Origin of the sequence: Faecalibacterium sp. i21-0019-B1 (assembly GCF_042852915.1) — a bacterium.
Taxonomy (GTDB): domain Bacteria; phylum Bacillota; class Clostridia; order Oscillospirales; family Ruminococcaceae; genus Faecalibacterium; species Faecalibacterium taiwanense.
Genome location: NZ_AP031425.1, coordinates 1,485,043 through 1,501,694 on the forward strand (window position 1 = coordinate 1,485,043; position 16,652 = coordinate 1,501,694).

A 16,652-nucleotide genomic window follows, 5' to 3' on the forward strand; every position below is an offset into this window, starting at 1 on the left:
GCCGGGTGCATTTTATATTTTAGGAAAAATTACAGGTCACTGCGCGGGGAAGCTGCCATGGCCCAGAAGTTCAGCTCGTGCTCCGAGCAGGCATGGAAGATCTCGCGGCAGCGGGCAAGGCGCTCGTCGCTCAGGCCTTCACAGACTTTTTCTGCAAACGCGGCCCAGTCGCGGCAGGCCGCCTCATAGCCCTTGTCAGCATAGTCCACCACCAGTGCACCATAAAGGGTATCCTGCACGGAAGGTTTTTCTTCCAGCAGTTTCTGGAAGATCCAGCCATAGCTCAGCATACAGGGCAGGCAGGCCATCATGCACTCGGCTGCGCCCTCGCCGTTTTTGGCGGCTTCGATCATAGAGTCCACATAGGCACGGTTCTCCGGCCGCAGCGGCAGGCTCTGGATGCCTTCATCGGTCAGTCCAAAGTGCTTGAGATAGTGCAGGCGGGCTGCATCCTCGCTCTCATTCACGAAGGAAAGCAGGGAATAGTAGGTGCGGATGGTCTGCATATCCTTTGCCTTGGTCATGCCCCAGGCAAACACCTTGGCATATTCCCGCAGGTAAAGACTGTCCTCCACGATGTAGCCCTTGAAGCAGGCTTCATCCAGTGTGCCATCCGCAAGGTGGGTCAGAAATTCTGAGTGCAGACATTTCTCCCACACAGGCAGACTTTCCTGCACCAGCTGCTGCACAAAGGTCTGCTCACTCACCCACAAACTCTCCCTTCAGTGCAAACATATGGTCCATCGGGCCGGAGCCGTGGCCCAGATCCAGCATGGCAGAAAGACAGCCGGAAATGTAGGCCTTTGCGCGCTCCACCGATGCATCCAGATCATGGCCCTTTGCCAGATTGGACGCAATGGCGCTGGATAGGGTGCAGCCGGTGCCGTGGGTATTGGGGTTTGCAATGCGCTTGCCGCGGAACCATTTGCCGCAGCCGTCCCGCCACAGAAGGTCGTCGGCATCATTGATCTGGTGGCCGCCCTTGCACAGCACGGCACAGTGGTATTTCTCGCTGATCAGCTTTGCAGCGGTCTCCATTCCGGCCGCATCGGTGATCTTCATGCCGGAAAGGATCTCAGTCTCCGGAATGTTGGGGGTGACCACCTCTGCCATGGGCAGCAGCTTTTCGGTCAGTGCCTGCACGGCATCGTCCCGCAGCAGCTTGGAGCCGGAGGTGGCAACCATCACCGGGTCCACCACGATATGCTTTGCGCCGTAGGTGTGCAGCTTTTCGGCGATCACACCGATCAGCTCTGCCGAGGATACCATGCCGATCTTGACGGCATCCGGGTAGATGTCGGTAAAAATGGCATCGATCTCCTGTGCCAGAAATTCGGGCGTGGCTTCAAAAATGCCGGTCACACCTATGGTGTTCTGGGCAGTCAGTGCGGTAATGGCGCTCATGGCGTACACGCCGTTTGCAGTCATGGTTTTGATATCGGCCTGAATTCCAGCACCGCCGCTGGAATCGCTGCCGGCAATCGTCAATGCAGTTTTCATGGTTACAACTTCCTTTGCAAAAAATGCGGAAATGCCCGCAAGGAGGCACCTCCGCACTTTAAAGCAGCAGTATCTCCCTACGTTGGCATTGTCCAAATCAGGTCACAGGTCTGGGCAAACAGCCCACTCTCAGCCTGCTTTTGCAGGCTCCCTTTTTTCTGCGTTCAAGAATACCACAGTGCCGCTGCATTTGCAAGGGGATGGCCCTTTTCAATCGGCCCGCTGCGTGGTAAAATGGAAAAAACAAAGGGGGGAATACCATGAACATCACGGTCTATCTTGGAGCAAATGCGGGCAATGATCCTGTGCTGGCGGCAGCTGTCCGGGAACTGGGCAGCTGGATCGGTGCAAACGGTCACCGCCTTGTGTACGGCGGCTCCCGCAGCGGCCTGATGGGCCAGCTTGCCCAGAGCACACTGGACGCAGGCGGCACGGTGACCGGTGTGGAACCGCAGTTCTTTGTGCAGCAGGAGCTGCAGCACGATGGCCTGACCGAGCTGATCGTCACCAAGGACATGACCGAGCGCAAGACGAAGATGATCGAGCTGGGCGATGCCTTCATCGCATTCCCCGGCGGTACCGGCACGCTGGAAGAGATCGCAGAGGTAATGTCCAAGGTCTCGCTGGGCCAGTTGGACGCGCCCTGCATCCTGTATGATCTGAACGGCTACTACGACAGCCTGAAAGCACTGCTTGCCAAAATGATCGAGAAAGGCCTTTCCACGCCGCAGCGCCAGCAGGGCATCCGATTTGCGGCGAATCTGGAAGAGATCACAACAATTTTGAATAAAGCCTAAAAGGAAACGCTTCCCGGCCGGGGAAGCGTTTCCTTTTTATATCATTCTCCCAGTGCAGTGCGGAGGTTCGCAAGGACCTTCTGGCTCAGCAGCACAAAAGCCTGCTTGGTGCGTCCGGCAGAAACATTCGCGCAATGCACATTCTCACGGGCAAAGAAGCCTTCACCCACCGGGCCGGCAGCGGCACGGGTGTCACAGAAAAAGTGGGTGCCCGGCAGAGCAAGCCACTGTTCCAGAGCAGCAGAGTCAAAGCCCGGGCCGATGGAAGTGTTGAACAGCACCTTGCCTGCGCCCAGCTGTGCAAATTCGTCCTTGCCCAGCAGCAGGACATTTTTGTTCAGGCAGGTGAACACCACCTCGCTCTCGGTCAGCAGCTGTGCCAGCGGCTTATAGGCCATGCCCACAGCTTCGGCATCCGGCTTGCGGGTGCGGCTGTAATAGGCAATGTCGGCACCCATGAACTGCAGCGCGTCGGCGATCATTTTGCCGGACACACCCAGCCCGATGATGCCTGCCTTCAGCCCGGTGATCTCCACCGGCTCGTCCCGCAGCATGGGCATCCCAAAACCGTGCAGGATGCCGGTGAGCTCATGCAGGACGTACTCCACAACGCCGCGGTCGCCGTAGTCCCGGATGCCCAGCACTTTGATGCCGCGGGTGCGGGCGTAGGCGATATCCACATTGGCGCTTTCCTCAGAATACAGGCTGCAGCACATGCCGATGTAACGGATATTCGGGCAGCGCTCGATCACATTTTTGCCCATGCGGGAGGTGTAGCTCAGAAGCACGGCATCGGCATCTCCGATGCGCTGCACGATCTGGTCATCGCTGGCCGGGATATCGCGGTACAGCACCACTTCTTTTGCGTACTGATGCAGCGCTTCCTCGGCGGAAGGGATCAGGCTTACCGGCTCAATGGCCACCAGTTTGTTGAACATCTGCAAAGCCCTCCTTTAATAGAAGCATACGGGGGAGGAGAGGTTGCGCAGCAGGGCAACTACGCTCCAACCGGCAATGGCGCTGGTGGAAGAGCAGATATCCACCACGGCCTTCACGCCCTCGATCTCGGCGGTGATGCAGTGGTCGTCGCCCACCCAGCCGGGTACCGAGTGCATGGTCACGCCGGTGATCTCCGGGCCGGTGGTGGCCAGCGAGGTGGCAACAGCCACATTCACGCGGCGGGGGAAGGTGGCAATGGCCTGCTTGGCATTGCCGGTGAACACGGTGGTCTTTTCGGTATCGGTCAGCAGGTGGTCGGCCCATACCGGCGTGTTGCGGAAGCCCTTGGCTCCGGTGTGGGTCTCAATGCCTGCCGTCTCGGCCAGCTTCTGCGCCTCGGCCATCAGAGTGACGGTCTGCAGCACATCAAAGCCGCCAATGGCACCGCTTGCCAGATGCACCTTGGCACCGCCCTCCACGGCAGCGGCCTTGACCTGCTCGTAAAAATCAAGGTCCGCAAAGGCACCAATGGAAATAATGACCAGATTCACGCCTCTTTTCAGTACAGGCACAGCCATGGCGCGCACAGCCTCCACCGAAGCAGTCTCCACAATGTATTCCGGCTGCAGTGTCAGCAGAGCATCCACATCGTCACACACGGCACAGCCCACCGTTTCGGCAGTCTTTTCCGCCGAAGCACGGGTACGGCTGGTCACGCCCACCAGCTCATAGTCCGGCAGCAGACCGTTCTTCCATGCGTTGGCCACAATGCCGCCCAGAAAGCCGCAGCCTACAATGCCAAATTTTGTTTTCATATCCTAAACTCCTTTTTCTGCTTTTTCCAAAGAAAACAGCATATTCCATTAAAGTATATCATATCAAAACAAAAAATGATATAATAAGGCGCAAGAAAGGAGAAGGCTATGTCGAAAACAAAGGAGCTTTTCTGGACGTTTTTCAAAATTGGTGCGTTCACGTTTGGCGGCGGTTATGCCATGGTGGCTTTGCTGCAGAATGAATTTGTGGAAGAAAAAAAGTGGGTGACAAAGGAAGAATTTCTGGACATGGTGGCAATTGCGGAGTCTACGCCCGGCCCGGTGGCGGTGAACAGTGCCACCTATATCGGCTACAAGATCGAGGGTGCGGCAGGTGCGGCAGCGTCCACGGTGGCGGTATGTCTTCCGTCCTTCGCGGTCATTTATCTGATCTCGCTGTTCTTTGACCAGTTCCTCCGCCTTTCGGTGGTGGCAAGTGCGTTCCACGGCATTCAGGTGTGTGTGATCTATCTGATCCTCTCGGCGGGCCTGAAAATGCTGAAGCAGCTGGAACACAGCGTCTTCAATATTGTCATCCTGACCACGGTTGCGGCAGCGATGGTGGGCTGTTCCATTGCAGCAGTGTCCTTCTCTTCCATTTTTTACATCCTGTTCAGCGGTGCGGCCGGGCTGCTGGTGTATGCAGTACAGCAGCTGCGGAAGGGGGAAAAGAAGCCGTGATCTATGTAGAACTTTTCTGGAATTTCCTCATGATCGGTGCGTTGTCCTTCGGCGGCGGCTACGGGATGATCTCGCTGGTGCGGGAAACGGTCTTAGGACACGGCTGGCTGACGGAAGGCGAATTCCTCAGCTTTATTGCGGTGTCAGAGTCCACACCCGGCCCGCTGGCCATCAATATGGCCACCTTCATTGGTTCTTCACAGGGCGGCTTCTGGGGCGCGCTGTGCGCCACGCTGGGTGTGGTGCTGCCGTCTTTTGTCATTATCCTGCTCGTTGCATCGGTGCTGCAGAACCTGATGAAGTATGCGGGAGTCAACGCAGTTCTTGGCGGCGTTCGTCCCTGTGTGGTGGCGATGATCCTTGCAACGGCAATCAATATGGCACTTTCCACACTGCTGGGCTTTGCGGGCCGCAGCACCGACTTTGTACCGGATGCGCGCTCCATTGCAGTGTTTGTACTTTTGTGGGCGCTGCATCTGCTGTGCCGCAAAAGGAACGGCAAGGCACCATCCCCCATTCTCATGATCCTGATTTCCGCAGGGCTGGGCATCCTGTTCTGGGGAGCATAAAAAATAACGCGCCGGGTGGTTCTCGTTGAACGATCCGGTGCGTTTTGTTGTAAAAAGCCGGGCACAGGAAAACTCATGGCTCCCTGTGCCCGGCTTCAGCTTTTATTGGAATTTAGGCGCTGTGCGATCAAGCGGCAACAGAAGAAGCAACTTCGCTGGAAGCAGCCTCAGAAGAAGCAGCCTCAGAAGAAGCGGCCTCGCTGGAAGCAGCCTCAGAAGAAGAACCGTTCTCCTCTGCAACAGCGGAAGAAGCGTTCTCATCGGCCTCAGCAGCAACAGAAGTGCTGGTAGAAGCAGCCTCGGAAGAGGATGCAGCAGTGGAGGAAGCAGAACCGCCGCAAGCGGTCATGCCAACAGCCAGAGCCAGAGCAACAACAGCAACACAAACATTCTTGAGTTTCATATCTAAAATCTCCTTGCCATACGCAAATGTATTTTGCAGAAGGCCCTACAGGAAGTGCCTTTCTGCAAGTGGATATTCTAGTCTTTTTTGCGAAAAAATCAAGAGCTTTTTTGGCTAAGAAGTGAGATTTCAATGATAATCTACGATTTTGTTATAATTTATCGCTAAAAGTCAAAGAGTTTTTGTTAAACTGATCGAAGCGCAGGGAGACTCAGGAAAGAATTTTTTACCGTGTTGTAATCACTTTGTAATTTCTTTCGTTGTTTGTTCCCTTGAATCAAGACGGGAATGCATGTTCCCTAAAGAGAAATAAAAAAATGCAAAAGTGAGGATGATGCGGCTCCGGAAACGGAAAAGAACCATTTGTCACCTGACAGTTGACCTGCGGAGAAAGAAAAGATGGTAAACTTTGTGCAGCGAACCTGAACAAAAATATCAAAAAATGACAAGTGTTATTTGAAAGTGATTTTTATTGGACATAAAAAGTGGATAATACAGACACAGCAGGGGATGAACGGGCTCCCTGAAAATAAAACATGTGTTTTGGAGGAAATAAAGATGAAGTACTATGTTACATTGACCGGACTCAACTACCGCTTCGGCACTCAGCCGTTTACAGTAGGCCAGAAGGTAAAACTGGTCAAAGAGCCGGAGAATGACTTTGACCGCGAAGCTATCCGCGCAGAACTGCCGGGTCTGGGCAAGGTGGGTTATGTGGCCAACAGCACTCACACCGTGCTGGGCGACTGTTACAGCGCAGGCCGCATCTATGATAAGATCGGCGCTGCTGCCACCGCAAAGGTGAAGTATGTGCTTGCCAATGCGGTGGTATGCAGCGTAAAGGCGGCGGATATGGGGCAGGCTGGCCTGCCGCCGGTCGATCCGGCTACGGGTCTGCCCTTTGGCAGCGAAGAAGATGCCATCGCATTCTGACAGAAAAGCCCGCCACACAAAATACAGTGTGACGGGCTTTTCTGCACCTTTTTGCTTCGGCGCACATACACCGGGCAAAGGGGGAATGTATCGTGAACCAGATCGTTTTCACTGCGTGGGTGCTGCTGTTTCCGGCGGCGTGCACTACACTGGGGGCAGCAGGCGTGTTTTTGCTGCGGCGGCAGTCGCGGCCCTGCACGCAGCGCATCCTGTGCGGCATGGCAGCGGGCATCATGCTGGCGGCCAGTGTGTGGAGCCTGCTGCTGCCTGCTATCCAGCGCGGACAGACTTTGCCGCTTCCGGCATGGATCCCATCGGCAGTGGGGCTTGTGCTTGGCGCAGTGGGCCTTTTGCAGGTGGAACAGTTTGCCGGGCAGCTGCTGGCAGGCGGGGCCGGGCACGGCGGACGTATGGTGCTGGCTGTAACATTGCACAACCTGCCCGAGGGTATGGTGGCGGGCCTTGCCGCTGCACTGGCATTGACCGGGGAGCCGGATGCCATCAGCGGTGCACTGGCGCTGAGCCTTGGCATCGGCCTGCAGAATATCCCGGAAGGTGCAGCAGTCAGCCTGCCGCTGGCCCATAACGGCCGCACCCGCAGTCAGGCGTTTTTTGCGGGAGCGGCTTCCGGGCTGGTAGAGCCGTTGGGGGCATTGCTTGCCTTTGCTCTGGCCGAATGGGTCAGTACTGCGCTTCCGTGGCTGCTCAGCGCGGCGGCAGGCTGCATGGTGTGCGTGACCGCACAGGAGATGATCCCGCAGGCCGTGGAGGGCGACGAGCCTGTCGGTGTTGTAAGCATCGTGCTGGGATTTGCGCTGATGATGGCATTGGATGTGGCATTGTAAGAAAAAAAGGCTGTTGCAAAATCAATGCCGTTAAAATAACAGGATAAAAGCAAAGCGCAGTACAAAACGCGAAAGCGCAGAGAATGTACTGCGCTTTTTGGATTTTAGAGAACATCACATTTTCTGACTTTGGGCTATCCTATTTGATCGTTTCATGCGTGGGCCGTGAAATGATACCTCCCACCCCTTGCAATCTGCCTGCGTTTATGGTACAATATTCTGGCATTCAGAAGGATGTGTCGGACAGCGCCTGCTGCGTGGTTCGGCATACGGATGCGGGTCCTGTACGATGGATTCGCTGTGAACCAGGTCAGGTGGGGAACCAAGCAGTCTTAAGCAGTGCGTTCGTGCGTTTCAGTAAGCCTGCATCCGTATGCCGAGTTACGCAAGGCGGGGACAAAACCCCGTCAGCGCTGTCCTTTTTATTTTGCAGGAAAGGGGAGAGAACCATGTACCGTGCCTTGTACCGCAAATGGAGACCGCAGCGTTTTGAGGATGTGGTAGGCCAGCGGGCCATTGTTACTGCGCTGAAAAACCAGATCACGGCAAACCGTGTGGGCCATGCCTACCTGTTTACCGGCGTGCGCGGCACCGGCAAAACCACCTGCGCCAAGATCTTTGCAAAGGCAGTCAACTGCCTGCATCCGGTCAATGGAGACCCCTGCGGCGAGTGTGAGATCTGCAAGGGCATCGATAACGGCAGCATTCTGGACGTGGTGGAGATGGATGCGGCTTCCAACAACGGTGTGGACGATATCCGCGACCTGCGCGACGAGACAGCTTACACTCCCAGCGCCTGTAAATATAAGATATACATCATCGATGAGGTGCACATGCTGTCCACAGCAGCATTCAATGCGCTGCTCAAAACGCTGGAAGAACCGCCTGCCCACGTCATCTTTATTCTGGCAACCACTGAGATCCAGAAGGTGCCCGCCACCATTCTTTCCCGCTGCCAGCGGTACGATTTTACCCGCATCGGGCCGGAGGATATCGCCCGCCGGGTGGAATACATTGCAGGTGAGGAAAAGCTGGAGCTTTCGCCGGACGGTGCGGAACTGATCGCCCGTCTGGCCGACGGTGCACTGCGCGATGCGTTGTCCATTCTGGATACCTGCGCAGGCGTTACGGCGAAAATCGATGCCGATGTGGTGCGCCGCATGGCAGGTGTGACCGACCGCAGTTATCTGTTCCGCATTTCGGACGCACTGGAAGCGCAGGACGGTGCCACAGCACTGGCCCAGCTGGCACAGCTTCGCCAGCAGTCTGTGGATGTCAAGCGTCTGACAGAGGAATTGATCGCGCATTATCGTGCTTTGATGCTGGCAGCATTGCCGGGCGGGCAGAGCCTTCTGTCCGGCGTTTCGCCGGAGGAGGAGGCTTTGTATTTGGAAAAAGGCCCGCAGCTGGGCCAGCGGGAGGCCATTCGTGCCATCCGTGCGCTGGGCAGTGCGCTGGAACATATGACCCGCGGCAGCGACCAGCGGATCGAGCTGGAACTTGCACTGTTTGGCTTATCCGAACCGCCCCAGCAGCCGCAGGCAGTTCCTGTGCAGGCCGCGCCTGTCCGTGCTGCAGCTCAACCCGCAGCGCCGCAGCCGTTTGCCTCGGCAACTGCTGTGCAGCCCTTTGCAAGCGCTCCGACTCCCCAGCCGCCAATACCGTCCGTTCCTGTGGTGCAGCCTGCAGCGGAACCGAAACCTGTAAAGGCAGAACCTTCCGCGCCGTCGGAAATATCTGTAGAGCAGACTTCACCCGTCCAGACCGAAGAGCTGCCGCCGCTGCCGGAGGAACCGCCCGTGCAGCAGGCCGGAATGCTGCCTTGGGACGAGCCTGCCGCGCAGGCCGCACAGCCAGCTGCACCCGTGCCGGCAGAGTTGGAACCTGTTCCGCAGCCAGAACCGCCCAAACCTGCACCCACGCCCGCTGCAAAGCCTGCGCCGGAAAAGCCGCAGGATGCCGGGCAGGAAGGGACTGCGCTGTATCCGTACTGGCCGCAGGTGGTACAGCAGCTGCAGGAAAAAGATCCCATGCTCTACACCTATCTGCGCAAGTCCAAGGCTTACTTTGATGGCACCCGCGTGCTGATCGACGGCGGCAAGACCTTCCGCGATTTTATCCGCGCCAACAAGGACAGCCAGCGCCTGATCAAAAAGCTGATCAAGGATGTGTCCGGTACGGCGGTGCCCATTGGTCCCTATGAACCAAAGAGCGCTGGCAAAACGGTCTCCAATGCAGAGCAGTCGCTTCGTGCACTGGAAAAGCTGGGGTTGGATGTGTCCATTGAGGATTCCGCAAGGAAAACGAGATCATAAAAATACATTGCATCAATAAGGAGAAACGATTATGAAAGCAAGAATGCCCGCAGGCTTTGGCCGCCCCGATATGAACGCCCTCATGCGTCAGGCACAGAAGATGCAGGAAGATATGAAAGCCAAACAGGCCGAGCTGGAAGCTGCCGAGTACACCGGCAGCGCTGCCGGTGAGATGGTCACTGTTAAGATGAACGGCAAGCACGAAGTGCTGTCCATCACCATCAAGCCCGAGGCTGTGGACCCGGATGATGTTGAAATGCTGGAAGATATGGTGGCTGCTGCCATCAACGCAACCGTCAAGCAGGTGGACGAAACTGCCGAAGCTGAAATGGGCAAGCTGACCGGCGGCATGAACATCCCCGGTCTCTGATCCGGCAGGAGGGAAGAACATGGGCTATACTGCTGCCCCGCTGGAAAAGCTGATCGAAGAATTCAGCAAGTTTCCGGGGATCGGGCGCAAGGGCGCTACCCGCATGGCGTATCAGGTGCTGAGCATGTCAGACGAAGATGCCGCCGCACTGGCGGGAGCCATTCAGGGTGCCCACACCAAGCTCCATCGCTGCCGTATCTGCCAGAATTATACAGAAGCGGATATCTGCCCCATCTGTGCCAGTGCAAAACGCGATCCTTCTGTGATCTGCGTGGTGGAAACGCCCCGCGATGTGCAGGCGTTTGAACGCACAAGGGAGTATCACGGCTTGTACCATGTGCTGCACGGCCTGCTCAGCCCGATGGACGGCATTACTGCCGAACAGCTGTGCGTCAAGGAACTTCTGGCCCGCCTGGGCGACGGCAAGGTGAAAGAGGTCATCATGGCCATGAACCCCACGGTGGAGGGTGAAGCCACCGCCATGTATCTGGCAAAGCTTATCAAGCCTCTGGGCATCAAGACCACACGTCTGGCCTACGGTCTGCCGGTGGGTGCAAGTCTGGAGTACACAGACGAGACCACCTTGTATCGTGCACTTTCTGGCCGTGGTGAGCTGTGAATTGGGAAAAATTTACAGTTTCTTCAAAAACAGCCCTTGCAAAACCATAAAAAAATGGTATACTGATACAACAAACCACAATGGAGAAAGGAGGCGCGCGGAATGGCACCCACTAAGGAGCGTCCGGCAACAAAAACCATTGCCACAAACCGTGAAGCGCGCCATGAATACTTCGTTCTGGAAGCGCTGGAAACCGGCGTTGAACTGAAAGGTACGGAGGTCAAGAGCCTGCGTGCCGGAGGGGTCAACCTGAAAGACAGCTGGGTCGATATTGAGGATGGTGAACTGCTGGTAAAGGGAATGCATATCAGTCCCTACGACCACGGAAACATGTTCAATCAGGATCCGATGCGCGTCCGGCGCCTGCTGGCACACAAAAGTGAGATCCGGCGGCTGCATCAGCAGTGCAAGCTGCAGGGATATACCCTTGTGCCGCTTTCGCTCTATTTCAAACATGGCCGCGTGAAAATGGAAGTGGGCCTTTGCAAAGGCAAAAAGCTCTACGATAAGCGTGCCGATGCCGCCCAGCGCGATGCAAAGCGTTCCATTGACCGTGCCATGAAGTCCAACGGCAAATACTATTGATCTTTTCAGACCGCTTCCTGAAGCGGAACTTTTTCAAAGCTTTCTGCACACCGCAAGGTGTGCTTTATAAGGGGGCGTAAAGGTTTCGACGGGGAGAGCGAGGTCTGGGCAGCGGGTAGCAGTGGGGGAACTGCTCTATAACTCCTCCAAAAAAATTAACTGACAATAACAATTCTCAGTTGCTCGCAGCCTGAGTGCTGCGCGTTCCGCCCACTCTTGTGTCGTGTGGGGCCGGGGCGTCCTTTAGACACAGCACCTGAACGGACTTAAGCTTTGCGGACCGGCAGGAACTCATGAAGCTACCAATGCGCTAGCCTGACGATCGGCGTGGCGCGGCGGGAATGTTGTAGATCGCCTGCACCCGGAGATACCTACACTGAACTCTTTTCGGACATGGGTTCGACTCCCATCGCCTCCACCAACAAAAAGCACCTGGATTCGTTGAAATCTAGGCGCTTTTCTTTTTGCTGAAACTGGTTTATAAAGCACTCTATATCACAGAACGATTTGCTATTAGGGCGGCTTTTGTCACAATTTGTACGTATTTCCAGCAAAACAGAATGATTGTATAAAATTTATACACCTGCTAAAGTTTGTTTGTTGTCTGCTGCGGCGACGCGGGGTATACTGTTGCCATAAGGACGGCGCAAGGATGCCGAAAAAAGCAATAAAAAGCAGGGAGGCTTTTCTATGTACTATTCCAGTGGCAACTATGAAGCATTTGCAACTCCTAAAAAGCCGGAGGGTGTCGATCATAAATCTGCATATATCATTGGTTCCGGTCTGGCCGCACTGACGGCTGCATGTTATCTGGTGCGTGACGGCCAGATGAAGGGCGAGCATGTGCATGTGTTTGAGAAAGACCCCATCCCCGGCGGTGCCTGCGACGGCTACAAATACGATATCGGTTACGTGATGCGCGGTGGCCGCGAGATGGATAACCACTTCGAGGTCATGTGGGATCTGCTGCGCTCCATTCCGTCTCTGGAGACCGAGGGTGCCAGTGTGCTGGATGAGTACTACTGGCTGAACAAGGAAGACCCCAACTATTCACTGTGCCGTGCTACCGTCAACCGCGGCGAGGATGCCCACACCGATGGCAAGTTCGGCCTGTCTGATAAGGGTGCTATGGAGATCATGAAGCTCTTCTTCACCCCCAACGAGCAGCTGCAGGATAAGAAGATCACCGATTTCTTTGATGATGAAGTGCTGAACTCCAACTTCTGGCTGTACTGGCGCACCATGTTTGCCTTTGAAAACTGGCACAGTGCTCTGGAAATGAAGCTCTACCTCAAGCGTTATATCCACCACATCGGCGGTCTGCCGGATTTCACCGCCCTGCGCTTTACCCGCTACAACCAGTATGAATCTATCATCCTGCCCATGGTCACTTACCTGAAGGACCACGGCGTGCAGTTCCACTATGAGACCAAGGTCGTGGACGTGAAATTTGAGATCAATGGCAAGCGCAAGCAGGCAAGCAGCGTGGTTGTGGAGCACGCAGGTGAGATCAGCACCATTGACCTGACCGAAAATGATCTGCTGTTCATCACCAACGGCGGCTGCGTGGAAAGCTGCACGATGGGCGCACAGGACAAGGCAGCAGGCTTTGATCCCACCATCAAGCCGGGCAACGGCTGGGACCTGTGGAAGAAGATCGCTGCGCAGGACCCCGCATTCGGCAATCCTGAAAAGTTCTGCTCCGACCCCGAACATTCCAACTGGGAAAGTGCCACCATCACTACGCTGGACGACAAGATCCCGCAGTATATCCAGAAGATCTGCAAGCGTGACCCGTTCAGTGGCCACACCGTCACCGGCGGCATCGTCACCGTTAAGGACTCCAACTGGCTGCTCAGCTGGACGCTGAACCGTCAGCAGCAGTTCCGAGACCAGCCCAAGAACCAGCTGTGCGTCTGGGTCTACGGCCTGTTCAGTGATAAGCCCGGCAACTACGTCAAAAAGGCCATGCGCGACTGCACCGGCAAGGAACTGTGCATGGAATGGCTGTACCATATCGGTGTGCCCGAGGATCAGATCGAAGAGCTGGCCGAGCACAGTGCCAACACCATCCCGGTCATGATGCCGTATATCGATGCATTCTTTATGCCGCGTGCGATGGGCGACCGTCCTGATATCGTGCCGGAGGGTGCTGTCAACTTTGCCTTCCTAGGCCAGTTCGCCGAGACCGGCCGTGACACCATCTTCACCACAGAATACTCCATGCGCACCGGTATGGAAGCTGTGTATACCCTGCTGGACATCGACCGCGGTGTGCCCGAGGTCTGGGGCAGCACCTATGATGTACGTGCCCTGATCGATGCAACGGTCAAGCTGCGCGACGGCAAGAAGATCACCGACATGGATCTGCCGCTCATCCCGCGCCTTGCCATGAAGGAAGCTTTGAAAAAGATCGAGGGTACCGACCTTGAGAAATTCCTCAAGGAATACAATGCGATTTGAGCTCGTTGCTCTGATCCATTTTTGAATCCCCTTTGAAAACAGCCCGCTTTTGCAGTCAACGACTGGCTGCAGATGCGGGCTGTTTTTTGCCCCGAAAAGGAATAATGTTGCACAAAAAGTGCGGCTTAGTACCGTGAATTATGAACAAATTGTGCGATTCCGGGTTGTTCTTGGGTGTTTTGTGTGTTATGCTTAATATAACAAGCGTCGGGCTGGTTCTGTGCGCCCGATAAAAACAAAAGAGAGTTTTAAGAGGAGGTCGTTTTTCCATGAAACAGCTTATCTCCCGCCGCAGCTTCCTGAAGGCCGCAGGTGTCACCACGGCCGTTGCTGCCGTAAGTCTGGGCGCACCCGCTGCGTCTGCATGTTACCCCGGCAGCTTTAAGGACATTACGATCCTGTACACCAACGATGTTCATACTTACATCGACAAAAAATCGCCGGAACTGACCTATGCTGCCATCGCAGCTTTGAAAAAGAGCTATCAGGATGCAGGCAAAAATGTCCTGCTGGTAGATGCGGGCGACCATATTCAGGGTACCGCATATGGCTCCATGGACGAAGGTGCCTCTATCATCCAGCTGATGAACGCCGCTGGCTACGATGTTGCTACGCCCGGCAACCATGAATTCGACTACGGCATGGCCCGTGCAAAAGAGGTAATGGCTGAGGCAGATTTCCCGTACCTCTCCAGCAACTGGGTCAATCTGCCGCTGGGCAACCGCGTTCTGCCGGATGTCAAATACTTCACCATCGGCGGCCGCGTGATCGCATTTGTGGGCATCACCACGCCCGAGACCTTCACCAAGTCTACTCCGGCTTACTTCATGGATAAGAGCCAGAGCCGCTATATCTATGATATTCTGGGCGGTGACGACGGCCAGAAGCTGTACAAGGCTGTGCAGAAGTCCATTGATAAGGCCAAGGTCCTGGCTGACTACGTGATCGGTCTGGGCCATCTGGGCGTTGATCCTTCCTCTTCGCCCTGGACCAGCAAGGAAGTCATCGAGCACACCTCCGGCTTCGATGCATTCATCGACGGCCATTCTCACACCAAGATGGAGTGTGAGTGGGTGAAGGATCTGTCCGGCAAGGCTGTCGCTCTGACCCAGACCGGCTCTTATTTTGCAAATGTTGGCGAAATGACCATCAAGGCTGACGGCTCCATTGCCACCCGTCTGATCTCCTCTTACGAAGGCTCCGACAGTGCCGTTGCCGATATCCAGAACGCATGGGTCGCTTCTGTGGACGACATGCTGGGTGAGAAGATCGCTGTTGCCGATACGAACTTCTACATCTCCGACCCCGAGACTGGCAAGCGCCGCATCCGCATGGCAGAGACGAATCTCGGCGACTTTGTGGCCGACGGCATTTACTCCTACTTCAATGAGGTGGAACAGCTGCATTGTGACATCGCTATCATGAACGGCGGCGGCATCCGCGCCGATGAGAAAGCCGGCTACTGGACCTTCAAGACCTGCAAGCAGGTCAGCCCGTTTGGCAATGTGGCCTGTCTGATGTCTGTCACCGGCAAGCAGATCCAGGATGCACTGGAGTTTGCAGCCCGCTTTGCCGGAACGGAAAAGGAGAACGGCGGCTTCCTGCATGTGGCAGGCGCTTCCTACGAGATCCACGCCGATATCCCCAACACCGTGCAGACCGACGAGAAGAATGTCTGGATTGGCAGTGCCACCGGCACTCCGCGCGTGCAGAACGTGAAGATCTACAACAAGGCTTCCGGTACTTATGAACCGCTGGACGAGAGCAAGACCTACGCTCTGGCTGGCATGAATTACACTCTGCGCAATCTGGGCGATGGCTTTGCCATGTTTGATGGCGCAGAGCTGATCAAGGACTATGTGTCTGAGGATTACCTTGTGATGTCTACCTATGCCATGACCTTTGGCGGTGTAGATGCAGAGGGTCTGCCGCATTTGACCACCGCAAACAGCCCGCTGGCCGATTACCCGGGCTATCTGCTGGATTACGAGAATCCCTACGGCGCAGGCCGCATCAGCATCCTGTAATAACTGCATAAAAATGGGCGTACCGTCGCAAAGACGGTACGCTGTTTTTGTATAACGATATAGAACAAAAAAACCATCCGGCATAAACCGGATGGCTTTTTGGTTGGGGATGAGAGAATCGAACTCCCACAAGTAGAGTCAGAGTCTACCGCACTACCACTATGCAAATCCCCAATATTCGATTGTGTTTCGCAGTGTGAGCCGCTCAACGTGTGCTATTATACGCGGAAAAGTGATACTTGTCAAGCGTGATTTTGAAAAAATTGCAAACTTTTTTAAAATGCGCGCACCAGCGGAGAAGTTTCTGCTTTACCATAAACTGGCATATTCTGCACCGGTCTCTTCATATACTAAAATGTACAAACCTTCAAGATACACAAAGAAGAGGAGGACGGCCTATGCTGGAACGAACCCATGCCCAGAACACCCAAACTTTGCTTTCGAGCCGCATCCCGCGGGATACCGAGCACGAACGTTATCACCCAGAACTGGAAGAAGAGCTGAAGGAATGTCTGTTCTGCCTGCGGCGCAATGAGATGATGTTTGATCTGGAGGTAGATACAGACCTGATCGAGCAGCGCATTTACGAGCGGCAGGCACTTTTGTGCCGCTACCGGTACTTACTGGCCAGGGCGCGGGAGCTGGGGCTGCACACCGTCCTGACGAAGTATCAGCCTGCTGGACAGGTTTGAACAGGTTGGCAGCATAAAAATCTTGACAGAAAGCCCCTTGCGTGTTATCATAAGCAAAGATAAATGCGTACTGGGCTTTGTCCGGCGCGATGAAATTTT

General features: G+C 55.3%; 17 protein-coding genes, 1 tRNA gene, 2 other RNA genes and 1 riboswitch. Of the genes, 14 read left to right on the plus strand and 6 right to left on the minus strand.

Annotated elements, in window-relative coordinates:
- Positions 1-29 precede the first annotated feature (29 nt).
- Together ACGHP1_RS07510 and thiD are read right to left on the minus strand one after the other, a co-directional pair.
- Positions 30-707: a TENA/THI-4 family protein gene (locus ACGHP1_RS07510; RefSeq protein WP_097777858.1), complete on the minus strand. Its 678-nt coding sequence runs from the start codon at positions 705-707 to the stop codon at positions 30-32.
- On the minus strand, positions 700-1,500 hold the full coding sequence (thiD, locus tag ACGHP1_RS07515) for a bifunctional hydroxymethylpyrimidine kinase/phosphomethylpyrimidine kinase (RefSeq protein ID WP_390508777.1): 801 nt from the start codon (positions 1,498-1,500) through the stop codon (positions 700-702). The genes ACGHP1_RS07510 and thiD overlap by 8 nt, the downstream gene beginning before the upstream one ends.
- 57 nt (positions 1,501-1,557) lie before the next feature.
- Positions 1,558-1,664: riboswitch (TPP riboswitch) on the minus strand.
- A 96-nt stretch (positions 1,665-1,760) separates the two neighbouring features.
- Here thiD and ACGHP1_RS07520 point away from each other — a divergent pair.
- Positions 1,761-2,297 carry a TIGR00730 family Rossman fold protein gene (locus ACGHP1_RS07520; RefSeq protein ID WP_390508779.1) on the plus strand — a complete coding sequence of 179 codons (537 nt, stop codon included), beginning with the start codon at positions 1,761-1,763 and terminating at the stop codon, positions 2,295-2,297.
- Between the two features lie 41 nt (positions 2,298-2,338).
- Here ACGHP1_RS07520 and ACGHP1_RS07525 read toward each other — a convergent pair whose 3' ends face one another.
- Positions 2,339-3,235 carry an NAD(P)-dependent oxidoreductase gene (locus ACGHP1_RS07525; RefSeq protein ID WP_390508781.1) on the minus strand — a complete coding sequence of 299 codons (897 nt, stop codon included), beginning with the start codon at positions 3,233-3,235 and terminating at the stop codon, positions 2,339-2,341.
- Positions 3,236-3,250: 15 nt separating this feature from the next.
- Positions 3,251-4,051 (minus strand): aspartate dehydrogenase domain-containing protein, encoded by an 801-nt coding sequence (locus ACGHP1_RS07530; RefSeq protein WP_390508783.1) that lies wholly within the window; start codon positions 4,049-4,051, stop codon positions 3,251-3,253.
- Between the two features lie 108 nt (positions 4,052-4,159).
- Here ACGHP1_RS07530 and ACGHP1_RS07535 point away from each other — a divergent pair, with 108 nt between their 5' ends.
- Both ACGHP1_RS07535 and ACGHP1_RS07540 read left to right on the plus strand, forming a co-directional pair.
- Positions 4,160-4,732 carry a chromate transporter gene (locus ACGHP1_RS07535; RefSeq protein WP_097777853.1) on the plus strand — a complete coding sequence of 191 codons (573 nt, stop codon included), beginning with the start codon at positions 4,160-4,162 and terminating at the stop codon, positions 4,730-4,732.
- Positions 4,729-5,301, plus strand: a complete 573-nt coding sequence (locus ACGHP1_RS07540) for a chromate transporter (protein WP_097774950.1) — start codon at positions 4,729-4,731, stop codon at positions 5,299-5,301. Before ACGHP1_RS07535 ends, ACGHP1_RS07540 begins: the two co-directional genes overlap by 4 nt.
- A gap of 127 nt (positions 5,302-5,428) precedes the next feature.
- Here the strand turns inward: ACGHP1_RS07540 and ACGHP1_RS07545 are convergent, their stop codons facing one another.
- The gene (locus tag ACGHP1_RS07545) at positions 5,429-5,704 is read right to left on the minus strand and encodes a hypothetical protein (RefSeq protein ID WP_390508786.1); all 276 of its coding nucleotides are present in this window, start codon (positions 5,702-5,704) and stop codon (positions 5,429-5,431) included.
- A gap of 558 nt (positions 5,705-6,262) precedes the next feature.
- Here ACGHP1_RS07545 and ACGHP1_RS07550 point away from each other — a divergent pair.
- The 10 genes from ACGHP1_RS07550 to ACGHP1_RS07595 all read left to right on the plus strand — a co-directional run bounded on the left by ACGHP1_RS07550 (position 6,263) and on the right by ACGHP1_RS07595 (position 15,861).
- Positions 6,263-6,637 (plus strand): HIRAN domain-containing protein, encoded by a 375-nt coding sequence (locus ACGHP1_RS07550; RefSeq protein ID WP_294647461.1) that lies wholly within the window; start codon positions 6,263-6,265, stop codon positions 6,635-6,637.
- Between the two features lie 92 nt (positions 6,638-6,729).
- Positions 6,730-7,482, plus strand: a complete 753-nt coding sequence (locus ACGHP1_RS07555; protein WP_101956485.1) for a ZIP family metal transporter — start codon at positions 6,730-6,732, stop codon at positions 7,480-7,482.
- Between the two features lie 273 nt (positions 7,483-7,755).
- Positions 7,756-7,854: signal recognition particle sRNA small type (gene ffs / locus ACGHP1_RS07560), an RNA gene on the plus strand.
- Between the two features lie 77 nt (positions 7,855-7,931).
- A complete protein-coding gene (gene dnaX, locus ACGHP1_RS07565) occupies positions 7,932-9,797 on the plus strand; it encodes a DNA polymerase III subunit gamma/tau (RefSeq protein ID WP_390508789.1) in 1,866 nt (621 codons plus the stop codon).
- A 31-nt stretch (positions 9,798-9,828) separates the two neighbouring features.
- Positions 9,829-10,167 carry a YbaB/EbfC family nucleoid-associated protein gene (locus ACGHP1_RS07570; RefSeq protein ID WP_097774953.1) on the plus strand — a complete coding sequence of 113 codons (339 nt, stop codon included), beginning with the start codon at positions 9,829-9,831 and terminating at the stop codon, positions 10,165-10,167.
- 19 nt (positions 10,168-10,186) lie between these two features.
- Positions 10,187-10,786 carry a recombination mediator RecR gene (gene recR, locus ACGHP1_RS07575; protein ID WP_005941730.1) on the plus strand — a complete coding sequence of 200 codons (600 nt, stop codon included), beginning with the start codon at positions 10,187-10,189 and terminating at the stop codon, positions 10,784-10,786.
- A gap of 102 nt (positions 10,787-10,888) precedes the next feature.
- Complete coding sequence (gene smpB / locus ACGHP1_RS07580; protein ID WP_005941729.1) at positions 10,889-11,371, plus strand: SsrA-binding protein SmpB; 483 nt, start codon at positions 10,889-10,891, stop codon at positions 11,369-11,371.
- Between the two features lie 70 nt (positions 11,372-11,441).
- Positions 11,442-11,792, plus strand: a transfer-messenger RNA (tmRNA) gene (gene ssrA, locus ACGHP1_RS07585).
- Positions 11,793-12,061: 269 nt separating this feature from the next.
- Positions 12,062-13,834: an oleate hydratase gene (locus tag ACGHP1_RS07590; protein WP_154255685.1), complete on the plus strand. Its 1,773-nt coding sequence runs from the start codon at positions 12,062-12,064 to the stop codon at positions 13,832-13,834.
- A gap of 269 nt (positions 13,835-14,103) precedes the next feature.
- Positions 14,104-15,861, plus strand: a complete 1,758-nt coding sequence (locus ACGHP1_RS07595; protein WP_005942151.1) for a bifunctional UDP-sugar hydrolase/5'-nucleotidase — start codon at positions 14,104-14,106, stop codon at positions 15,859-15,861.
- A 100-nt stretch (positions 15,862-15,961) separates the two neighbouring features.
- On the opposite strand, the gene ACGHP1_RS07600 is transcribed toward ACGHP1_RS07595, so the two are convergent.
- A tRNA-Gln gene (locus ACGHP1_RS07600) sits at positions 15,962-16,035 on the minus strand.
- A gap of 224 nt (positions 16,036-16,259) precedes the next feature.
- On the opposite strand from ACGHP1_RS07600, the gene ACGHP1_RS07605 reads away from it, so the two are divergent.
- A complete protein-coding gene (locus tag ACGHP1_RS07605) occupies positions 16,260-16,553 on the plus strand; it encodes a hypothetical protein (RefSeq protein WP_005942150.1) in 294 nt (97 codons plus the stop codon).
- The last annotated feature ends 99 nt before the right edge of the window (positions 16,554-16,652 follow it).

What these genes read in the sequence shown, in the direction of transcription:
- recR (WP_005941730.1), top strand. Translation starts at nt 10,187, where the DNA reads ATGGGCTATACTGCTGCCCCGCTGGAAAAGCTGATCGAAGAATTCAGC.
- ACGHP1_RS07530 (WP_390508783.1), bottom strand. Translation starts at nt 4,051, where the DNA reads ATGAAAACAAAATTTGGCATTGTAGGCTGCGGCTTTCTGGGCGGCATT.
- ACGHP1_RS07590 (WP_154255685.1), top strand. Translation starts at nt 12,062, where the DNA reads ATGTACTATTCCAGTGGCAACTATGAAGCATTTGCAACTCCTAAAAAG.
- ACGHP1_RS07595 (WP_005942151.1), top strand. Translation starts at nt 14,104, where the DNA reads ATGAAACAGCTTATCTCCCGCCGCAGCTTCCTGAAGGCCGCAGGTGTC.
- dnaX (WP_390508789.1), top strand. Translation starts at nt 7,932, where the DNA reads ATGTACCGTGCCTTGTACCGCAAATGGAGACCGCAGCGTTTTGAGGAT.
- thiD (WP_390508777.1), bottom strand. Translation starts at nt 1,500, where the DNA reads ATGAAAACTGCATTGACGATTGCCGGCAGCGATTCCAGCGGCGGTGCT.
- ACGHP1_RS07545 (WP_390508786.1), bottom strand. Translation starts at nt 5,704, where the DNA reads ATGAAACTCAAGAATGTTTGTGTTGCTGTTGTTGCTCTGGCTCTGGCT.
- ACGHP1_RS07535 (WP_097777853.1), top strand. Translation starts at nt 4,160, where the DNA reads ATGTCGAAAACAAAGGAGCTTTTCTGGACGTTTTTCAAAATTGGTGCG.
- ACGHP1_RS07520 (WP_390508779.1), top strand. Translation starts at nt 1,761, where the DNA reads ATGAACATCACGGTCTATCTTGGAGCAAATGCGGGCAATGATCCTGTG.
- ACGHP1_RS07605 (WP_005942150.1), top strand. Translation starts at nt 16,260, where the DNA reads ATGCTGGAACGAACCCATGCCCAGAACACCCAAACTTTGCTTTCGAGC.
- ACGHP1_RS07525 (WP_390508781.1), bottom strand. Translation starts at nt 3,235, where the DNA reads ATGTTCAACAAACTGGTGGCCATTGAGCCGGTAAGCCTGATCCCTTCC.
- smpB (WP_005941729.1), top strand. Translation starts at nt 10,889, where the DNA reads ATGGCACCCACTAAGGAGCGTCCGGCAACAAAAACCATTGCCACAAAC.
- ACGHP1_RS07550 (WP_294647461.1), top strand. Translation starts at nt 6,263, where the DNA reads ATGAAGTACTATGTTACATTGACCGGACTCAACTACCGCTTCGGCACT.
- ACGHP1_RS07570 (WP_097774953.1), top strand. Translation starts at nt 9,829, where the DNA reads ATGAAAGCAAGAATGCCCGCAGGCTTTGGCCGCCCCGATATGAACGCC.